1 protein-coding gene and 2 pseudogenes are annotated in these 1,115 nt (G+C 62.2%); 1 reads left to right on the forward strand and 2 read right to left on the reverse strand.

The window, feature by feature from the left end; genetic code table 11:
* Positions 1–14: 14 nt before the first annotated feature.
* The gene (locus tag ABT116_RS49180) at positions 15–698 is read right to left on the reverse strand and encodes an MraY family glycosyltransferase (RefSeq protein ID WP_351648126.1); all 684 of its coding nucleotides are present in this window, start codon (positions 696–698) and stop codon (positions 15–17) included.
* Positions 632–892, reverse strand: a pseudogene (locus ABT116_RS49185) (hypothetical protein); the annotation flags it as partial. The gene ABT116_RS49180 and the pseudogene ABT116_RS49185, both read right to left, overlap by 67 nt.
* A gap of 58 nt (positions 893–950) precedes the next feature.
* Here ABT116_RS49185 and ABT116_RS49190 point away from each other — a divergent pair.
* A pseudogene (locus tag ABT116_RS49190) lies at positions 951–1,115 on the forward strand (serine hydrolase); the annotation flags it as partial.

Consider the following 1,115-nt stretch of genomic DNA (forward strand, 5'->3'; position numbering starts at 1 on the left):
CCGCCGGTCGGCGGTCATGTACTCAGGCACGCCCCACCTGCCGCGGCAGCGACGATCGCGAGATCGAGAGGGTCACGAACGTCGTAGCAACCGGCGGCAGGCTCGAGGACACACGAGTTCCGGTACTGCCAACCGGCGATGACGACGTAAGTCCCCAGGATCATGCCCATCGAGCCGGCCGCGAGACCGTCGAGGCCGTCGGTGAAATTGACGGCGTTGGACCAGGCGAACACCAGAATGCAGAAGAAGACCACAAAGCCGATGGCACCCATGGAGAACACCGAGATGTCACGAACATGGGACAGGTACTGGCTTCCGGGAGTGACTCCGTTGTTGTTGGAGAACTGCAGGAACAGAATGCCGAAGATGATGGCGCTCGCCAGCTGACCGACAGTCTTTGCCGTCTTGTTCAGCCCGAGATTGCGCTTCTTGCGGATCTTGATGAAGTCGTCGAGAAAGCCGACGATTCCCAGTGACGTGGCGAGCGCGAGAACCAGCCAACCGGATGCAGACAGCCGCGGTAGCCGCGAGCCGAATCCGATGATGTGTGCCGCCAGGTAGCCCGCCCACATGCCTGCGATGATCGCGATGCCGCCCATCGACGGGGTGCCACGCTTGCCCTGATGGCTCAGTCCTGCATGATCACGCGGGCAGGCGTGAACTGGATTTCGATGCTCGGCTCGGCCGAGGGATCCCAGCTTGCGATTGCGCGGATGTGATCCGCGGTGATGTTGGCACCGTCTTCGGTGCGGAGAAGGTTCTCGGCGAGAACCTTCAAGGAATAGGGCAATTTCTCGGTGCCGGGGACGGCCGAGAGGCGGAAGATCTCGTAAGAGTTCTCACCGACCTCGAGGGTTCCCTTGGCTCCGAATGAATCGATACTGGTGCTCACGTCTGCTCCACTCGTCTATGAGGGTCGCTACCGACGGGGCTGTGTCGGCAGCTGAAGCGAGGTACTTCGGCCGGGAAGATCCTCCGTAGCTCACGCCAATCGCACAGTTCGCGTGAGAACTGTCCGAACATCGGCCCCCGTCTGGGAGCCCGGTACCGACCACGGCTATCACGCGCTCACCTACGGCTGGCTGGTCGACGAGCTGGTGCGGCGCGTGACCGGT

This window comes from Streptomyces sp. NPDC002130, assembly GCF_040296465.1.
GTDB lineage: Bacteria > Actinomycetota > Actinomycetes > Streptomycetales > Streptomycetaceae > Streptomyces.